This window comes from Micromonospora sp. NPDC050397 (genome assembly GCF_044901685.1).
Lineage (GTDB): Bacteria > Actinomycetota > Actinomycetes > Mycobacteriales > Micromonosporaceae > Micromonospora_G.
The window spans coordinates 1-6779 of record NZ_JBJDPS010000034.1 but is presented as its reverse complement, the minus strand read 5'-3'; the positions used below and the strand labels follow the sequence as shown (position 1 = coordinate 6779).

Below are 6779 nucleotides of genomic sequence, written 5' to 3'. Positions count from 1 at the left end.
ACACTGCCCCATTCATGAATACGGTGACCCGGGCTTTTCCCGGGCCTTCGGCACCCTACCGATCTGTAGGAAAGCGACATGGTGATCGCGCACGTACCGGCCAGCCGAGGCATCAGGTGACGGGCGCACCCGCCGGCAGCGTCGTCACCATCATCGGTCAGTTCTACTTCGCCATCTGCCACGGCTCGATCCGATAATCGCGGCGACCGGCCGCGCCGACGCCACCTTTTGAACCACCAGCTACCGACGTGCGAAGGGTCAGACACATGTCGATGAACCAAACTGCATCCGCGGCACACCCGGCTCGCGGTTTCGTGAGACGCATCCTCTCCACCGTCACACTGTCCACGGTGGCCGCAGGCCTCCTGGTCGTGCTCTCGGGCTCGGCCGCACAGGCAGCGACGCTGCCAGTGGGCGCCCGGTCACTGGAATCGGTCAACCATCCCGGCCGGTACGTGCGGCACCTGGACTACGTCGGGCGGCTCGACCCGGTCAGCTCGGGCAGCACGACCCAGACCAAGCTCGACGCCACCTTCACTGTCGTGAACGGGCTGGCTTCGCCAGCGTGTTACTCGTTCCAAGCCAAGAACGGGCAGTTCCTGCGGCACCGGGACTGGCGGCTGCGAATCGACGCCAACAGCGGCGACCCGATTTTCCGTGCCGACGCGACCTTCTGTGCCGTCGAGGGCTCGGTCGCCGGATCGGTGTCGCTCGCCTCGTACAACAATCCCGGTCGGCGCATCCGGCACCGCGACTTCACGCTCTGGCTCGACGCCTACCAGGACACGGCAGCGTTCCGAACGGACAGCTCGTTCCGGATCGCCGCGCCGTGGGCACCCAAGACAAACAGGGGTCCGGCCATCCCGGGCCTGTTCGCCGACCCGCACCTCACGATGTTCAACGGCCGCTACTACCTGTATCCGACGACCGACGGCTACGCGAGCTGGAGCGGCACGTACTACAAGGCGTTCTCCTCCACCGACCTGGTGAACTGGACCGACCACGGCGTGAGCCTCGACCACGGCCCAGACGTGTCGTGGGCGGACAACTCCGCCTGGGCGCCGGCGGTCGCGGCCCGCAACGGCCGGTACTACCTCTACTTCAGCGGCGGCGCCGCCAGCGGCAACACGGCCAAGCAACTCGGCGTGGCCGTGGCGGACTCACCGACCGGGCCGTTCCGCGACGCGCTGGGCCGCCCGCTCGTGCGCGGCGACCAGTTCTCCGGCGGCCAGGCAATCGACTCAATGGTCTTCTCCGACGACGACGGGCAGTCCTATCTGTACTGGGGCCAGGGCGTGGCCCGCGCCGTACGGCTGAACACCGACATGGTCTCGTTCGACCCAGCCCAGGTACGCACCATCACCCCGCCGGGCTTCAACGAGGCACTGTTCGTATTCAAACGCAACAGCACCTACTACCTCATGTGGTCCGAAAACGATACACGCAGCGAGGACTACCGGGTCGCGTACGCCACCGGCACGTCACCGTTCGGACCGTGGACCAAGCGCGGCGTCGTGCTGCAGAAGCGGCTGGAAGCTGGCATCAAGGGCACCGGCCACCACTCCGTGGTGCGTGCACCCGGCACCGACACCTGGTACGTGGCCTATCACCGGTTCGCCGTGCCGGCCGGCAACGGCACCAACCGGGAGACTGCCATCGACCGGATGGAGTTCAACTCCGACGGCACGATCCGGCCCATCGTGCCCACCCTCTAGAACGTTCCCGCCTTTCCAAGGAGGTAGCCCATGTCGAGAATTCCCGTCCGGCTGGGCGCGGTCATCGTCGCCGCCTGCCTACTGTTCACGTCGTGGTCGGCGGTGACGCCGAGGCAGGCGTCGGCGTTGGACCCGATCGCCGGCTACCTGATGGCGCACTTCACGGGGGAGTCGTCGACCGGTCAACAGATCTACCTCGCCCAGAGCACCGACGGCCTTCGGTGGACGGACCTGAACAACGGCGGACTCGTGCTGCGCTCCACCGTAGGCACTCGCGGTGTCCGTGACCCCGCCCTGGTCCGTTCGCCCGCCGGCGACCGCTACTGGGTCATCGCTACCGACCTGTGCATTGGCTGCGGCCAGAGCTGGAGTGATGCCCAGAACAACGGCAGCCGTCACCTGGTGGTCTGGGAGTCCACCGATCTGGTCAACTGGTCGGCGCCTTGGCTGCTGAACGTCGCCGGTGCGATCCCCGACGGGCGCAACGCGTGGGCGCCGGAGGCGATCTGGAACCCCGACACCGGTGACTACGTCCTGTACTGGGCGACGAACGCGTCGCTGAACGGTGTGATGAAGCACCGTATCTACTCTGCGCGGACCGCGAATTTCCGAAGCATCACCACACCGCAGCTCTACATCAACCGGGCCGGCACCCAGGGCATCATCGACACACAGATCGTCGAGATGCCGCCCGGGGTGGGCAGCTACCGCTACGTCCGGTCGTCGGGCGACGGGCAGATTACCCTCGAAGGCAGCAACTCCATCCTCGGGACATGGACGAACCTCGGTAACCTTTCCGGCATCGGACTGAACGGATCTCAGGTCGAGGGCCCCATGTGGATGCGGTTCAACGCCCGAAACGAATGGGCGTTGTACCTGGACCAGTACGCCTCAGGACGTGGCTACCTGCCGGTTCTCACGACCAGTCCCTCAAGCCCCACAAGCTTCCGGCTTCCGGCATCGGGGTCGTACAACATGGGCGGCACCCGCAAGCGGCACGGGTCCATTCTCAACCTGACCACCGCCGAGCAGAGTCGCGTGCTCGGCCGCTGGGGCAACAACGCGCAGGTCAACCGGATCCAGTCCTACAACTACCAGGACCGGTACGTGCGACACGCCAACTTCGACGTACGCATCGACGCCGACGTCAGCCCGCCACAGGACGCCCAGTTCCGACTGATACCGGGCCTGACTGGCGGTGCCGGCGCCGTGTCGTTCCAATCGGTCAACTTCCCCGACCACTACCTGCGCCACTACGGATTCGACTTCCGCCTGGAAGCGAACGACGGCACGACCACGTTCGCCGCGGACGCCACGTACCGGCGGGTCGCCGGGCTTGCCGACTCCTCCTGGGCGTCTTTCCAGTCCTTCAACCAGCCCGACCGGTACATACGGCACAGCGGGTACGTGCTCCGGTTGGACCCGATCACCGACGTGCAGGGCAGAAACGATGCCACCTTCCGCGTGACCACGTAGGCAGGAATGCCGCCGGCGCCCTTTGTCAGCACCGCCAGTACGCCGGGAGGGCGCCGGCCAGCCTGCTTGTGACTCCATCACTGCGAGTCCAGGGCTGGGAACACCGGGTCATCCGCCCGGCCGTTCCCGCGTTCACTCCGGGGACGTTCGCTCATGTTCGTTCGTGAATGAGTTGGTTCGACCTGTGGCGTCCTGACCCGATTGTGATTACCAATGGTTTACGCACGTGTAACCGTCGATGGCCCGGGGCATCGCCGCCCGGACGACGGGGCATCGCCGACCGGCGGCAGATCCCCGGCCGAGTGAGCCCACCGTCGCCACGACGGTTCCTCGAGACAGAAGGGGCACACGCAATGGGAACAAGTAGGCGGATCCTCGCGATCGGGTTGGCGCTGGCCATGACATCGGGAATGGTCGTGGCGGCGGTAACCGTGGCGCCCGCGCCGGCCCAGGCGGCGCCGGTCAGCATCACCAACGGCACCCAGTTCAGGGACACCAGCGGCAACCTGCTGCAGGCCCACGGCGGCGGCGTGCTCAAGGTCGGTAACTACTACTACTGGTTCGGCGAGAACCGTAACGCTGACAACACCTTCCGCGCGGTCTCCGTCTACCGCTCCACCAACCTGCGCGACTGGGAGTTCCGCAGCAATGTGCTGACCCAGTCATCGGCCGCGGAGCTGCAGGTGGCCAACATCGAGCGGCCGAAAGTCATCTACAACGCCAGCACCGGCCGGTACGTGATGTGGATGCACAAGGAAAACGGCTCGAACTACAGCGAGGCGCGTGCCGCGGTCGCGTCGTCAGCCACCGTGGACGGGGCATACACGTACCACGGCAGCTTCCGACCCCTCGGACAGCACATGTCACGGGACATCACGCTCTACAACGACAACGGCACCGCGTACATGATCTCAGCCGCCGAGGAAAACTACGACCTCCACATATACCGTCTTACGGCGGACTACCTCAACGTGGCCTCCCTGGTCGGCAACTTCTGGAACGACGCCCACCGCGAGGCACCCGCGATGTTCAAGCGGGGCAGCACCTACTTCCTGCTGACCTCGGCGGCGACGGGCTGGAACCCCAACCAGGCCAGATACGCCACCGCGTCGAGTATCTCCGGCCCGTGGTCCGGCTGGACCAACGTCGGCGACTCGACCACGTTCCGGTCCCAACCGACGTTCGTGCTGCCGATCCAGGGCACTTCCACGACCAGCTACCTCTACATGGGCGACCGCTGGGCCGGCGCCTGGGGAGGTCCGGTCAACGACTCCCAGTACATCTGGCTTCCGATCACCTTTCCCACCAGCACCAGCATGAGCCTGAACTGGTACCCGTCGCTCACCATCGACACCGCTACCGGCACCGTTACCGGCAGCGCACCGCCCTACCACCGCCTTACCGCCCGGCACAGCGGCAAGGTGATGGACGTCGTCAGCGCCTCCACCGCCAACAGCGCCGAGGTCAAGCAGTACGGCTGGAACGGCGGCGGGAACCAGAAGTGGGAGTTCCAGGACGCCGGCGGCGGCTACTTCCGTATCGTCAACCAGAACAGCGGCAAGTGCCTTGATGTCGCCTCGGCCTCCACCGCCGACAGCGCCAACATTGTCCAGTACACCTGCGGCACCGCCCAGAACCAGCAGTGGCAGTGGGTGGCTGTCGGTAGCTACTACCAACTCAGGGCACGCCACAGCGGCAAGTGCCTCGACGTCGTCAGCTCCGGCACCGCCGACGGCACCGACATCGCCCAGTACACCTGCGGCTCCGGCACGAACCAGCACTGGACCCGCACCGCGTCGTAGGCCACCAGCCAACAAAGATGTATCGGGCGGTCGACCAGCACGGGCATGTGAGCGACCTGCTCGTCGCTGGTCGCCGCGACGCCGCCGTGGCCCGGCGGTTCTTCCGGCGGGCACTTGGCGTGCTGACGGTGACGCCCATGGAGGTCGTCACGAAGGCCGCCCCGGTTCGCCCAGCGGTGCTCGACCACCTGATTCCCTCGGCCTGCCACCAGGTCAAGTGGCACGCCAACAAGACGATCGAGGCAGATCCGGGCCCGGCCGCACGCATCTCCCGACCAGACAACGCAACCGACCCGTTGTGTGTTCGGTTCTGAACGTTCCTGCCCATCTCTGATCGACTCATAGACATGTTTCCTTCCGCTAACCATATTGGGCTGAACATGTTAATTCGCTTGGCGGCGAATGTTCATCCATGCCGTCGTCAGGCGTTCCGATCGAGGATCGCCGTGCACCAGACAGGGTGGCTCAGCCCTCGATCCAGGCTCAGGAGAGGCGAGAACATGAAGGGAAGACCGCGCAGGTCTCTCACCGCGACGATCATGTCGTCTGATGGTTACGTATCAGGACCGTCGCGGAGCGCTCGGTCGTCGCGCCGGATGCTGATCGCCCTTGTGGTGACCGCGCTCACCACGCTGACGAGCGTCGTCGCCACCTCGGCGCCCGCCAGTGCCGCCACGAACCAGTTCCGGGGCATGAACTGGGCCGTGCTGGGTGACAACTTCAGCACCGGCCCGCTCGTCGTCCAGGGCCTGAGCCAGTCCGACAGCAACGCGACTGTGCGGGCCAAGGCCAATGCCCTCTACGACGACATGGCAGCCATCGGGGTCAACACCGTCCGGCTGCCGATCAACACCCACACCGTCGGCACGACGTGGTGGAACAACTACCGGGGCGCCATCGACGCCGCCACCGCGCGCGGCTTCAAGGTCATCCTCGCTTACTGGGAGGACGGCGCCGCCTCCGGCGGCAGGATCACGAACCTCGCCGCGTGGAACACGATGTGGTCCCGCGTGACCAGTACCTACGGCTCCAACGCCAATGTCTACTTCGAGCCGATGAACGAGCCTCACGGCTACAGTTCGGCGGACTGGCGCAACGTCGCAGCGAACTGGCTCAGTTACCACTACTCGGCGGTGCCCGGCCGGGTGCTCATCGGCGGCACCGGCTACAGCCAGGACCTGCGGGACATCTGCAACGACAGCCGTTTCAGTGGAACGTTGCTGTCCTTCCACCACTACGCCTTTTTCTACAGCGCGATGACGTACGACGCCTTCCGGAGCCACATCCAGACCCGCCTCGGCAACTGCGCCTCCCGCGCGGTAGCGACCGAGTACGGCGCGCCGATGTCCACCGGTCTCAACTACGGCGACGCGAACAGCACCGACAACTTCGTGCGTCACATTCGCGCCATGGCACAGGTGATGCGTGACAATCAGATGGGCGGCACCTATTGGCCCGCCCTCGGCGGCAAGCCCACCGGAAGCTCCGGCTTCGACCACTACTCGATGTTTGCCCTCAGCGGCAGCGGCACCAATCTCAACCTGACGGTCCGCAACGCGTCCGGCCGCGACCGTGTCCGGTATGGCTGGGGACTGTAACCCGGCTCCACCTGATCGCGGATCTGCGGTACGACGCGCCCCGGCACCGAGCTTCGTACTCGGTGTCGGGGCTTTGTCTCGCCAATGCCCCCCCGACAGTGAAGTGCGTGGGCGGCGCCCTGACAGTTGCAGGGCCACCGGCCAACGCACCCCGCTGCCAGCTAATGCAGTGGCGACGAGGAAAGGGA

At 65.9% G+C, this 6779-nt stretch carries 6 protein-coding genes; all 6 read left to right on the top strand.

Going from position 1 to position 6779, the window contains the following annotated elements; translation table 11 throughout:
• On the top strand, positions 1-197 hold a 197-nt coding region (locus ACI2K4_RS36155), incomplete at its 5' end, for a hypothetical protein (RefSeq protein ID WP_404517620.1).
• A 153-nt stretch (positions 198-350) separates the two neighbouring features.
• Positions 351-1715: a family 43 glycosylhydrolase gene (locus ACI2K4_RS36150; protein ID WP_404517619.1), complete on the top strand. Its 1365-nt coding sequence runs from the start codon at positions 351-353 to the stop codon at positions 1713-1715.
• A gap of 30 nt (positions 1716-1745) precedes the next feature.
• Entirely contained in the window at positions 1746-3191 is a 1446-nt protein-coding gene (locus ACI2K4_RS36145) for a glycoside hydrolase family 43 protein (RefSeq protein ID WP_404517618.1), read from the top strand.
• Between the two features lie 353 nt (positions 3192-3544).
• Positions 3545-4993 (top strand): RICIN domain-containing protein, encoded by a 1449-nt coding sequence (locus tag ACI2K4_RS36140; RefSeq protein ID WP_404517617.1) that lies wholly within the window; start codon positions 3545-3547, stop codon positions 4991-4993.
• On the top strand, positions 4891-5307 hold the full coding sequence (locus ACI2K4_RS36135) for a DDE-type integrase/transposase/recombinase (RefSeq protein WP_404517616.1): 417 nt from the start codon (positions 4891-4893) through the stop codon (positions 5305-5307). Before ACI2K4_RS36140 ends, ACI2K4_RS36135 begins: the two co-directional genes overlap by 103 nt.
• Positions 5308-5589: 282 nt before the next feature.
• On the top strand, positions 5590-6591 hold the full coding sequence (locus ACI2K4_RS36130; protein ID WP_404517615.1) for a glycoside hydrolase family 5 protein: 1002 nt from the start codon (positions 5590-5592) through the stop codon (positions 6589-6591).
• Positions 6592-6779: the final 188 nt, after the last annotated feature.